Genomic DNA, 1,024 nt, shown 5'->3' with positions numbered 1-1,024 from the left:
AGGTGTAATGGACAAAATTCATGCTGGCGTAGGGTCTAACGCTATATACTGTCTATATTTGCAAGGAATCAACGCCATGAATCAAAAAACTGCCCTTTTTGTCGTGAGAAACACACCAAGAAGAATGGGCGCAAACTAGGCAAACAGCAGTACCAATGTCTAGCTTGCAAACGGCAGTTTTTAGGGGGTACAAGACTTAATAATCAAACCCTTTGGACAGAATATACTCAAGGTAAACAGACCTACCAACAGCTAGCTGACAAATATAATTGTAGTCTTAAAACTATCCAAAGACGGCTAGACAAAGTCAGTATCCAGTATCAGGTTAAGCGACCTAAGACTGCTAATATCATCATGGACACCACCTACTTTGGTCGCAAGTTTGGTTTAATGGTCTTTATGGACAACACCACTAAAGCCGTTCTCTCTTACGCGATAGTGAGTCATGAAACCAACAGCGCTTATAAGCAAGGGGTGGATCACCTAACATCGTTAGGCGTTGATGTACAAAGCATCACCTGTGATGGCAGACGAGGACTTAGAAGCCTGTTTACTAGCATCCCTTGTCAGATGTGTCAGTTCCATCAACTGCAAATAGTGACCCGTTACTTGACTCGTCGTCCTAAGAATATCGCGAGCATTGAGCTGAGAGGGCTTGCTTCAAATCTAAAACAGCTCAATAAATCCGACTTCATAGAGTGCTTAGATCATTGGTATTTAACTCATGAAGCCTATCTTAATGAACGTAGCACTAATGAAGATACTGGTAAAACATGGTATACCCACAAGCGTCTTAGAAGTGCTTATCGTAGCCTCAGAACCAATAGCGACTGGCTATTCACTTATCAAGAATATGAGCATTTAGATGTACCTAATACCACAAATTCTCTTGAAGGGTTATTCAGTGAGCTCAAACGACAATTACACAGTCATCATGGGCTAAATGAGAGGCGTAAGTTACGGTTTATTAAAGACTTTCTACTATCAAAGTCACTCAAATAGCATGAATTTTGTCCATTACACC

At 41.0% G+C, this 1,024-nt stretch carries 1 protein-coding gene; it reads left to right on the top strand.

Features of this window, described 5'->3' with window-relative positions:
* Positions 1 to 54: 54 nt before the first annotated feature.
* Entirely contained in the window at positions 55 to 1,002 is a 948-nt protein-coding gene (locus tag ACT3S4_RS14330; RefSeq protein ID WP_425314287.1) for an IS256 family transposase, variant Zn-binding type, read from the top strand.
* The last annotated feature ends 22 nt before the right edge of the window (positions 1,003 to 1,024 follow it).

This window comes from Psychrobacter sp. AOP30-A2-5, assembly GCF_052378115.1.
Classification (GTDB): Bacteria; Pseudomonadota; Gammaproteobacteria; order Pseudomonadales; family Moraxellaceae; genus Psychrobacter.
Note: the sequence above shows the minus strand (reverse complement) of the source record. Positions and strands in the feature narration are given on the sequence as shown.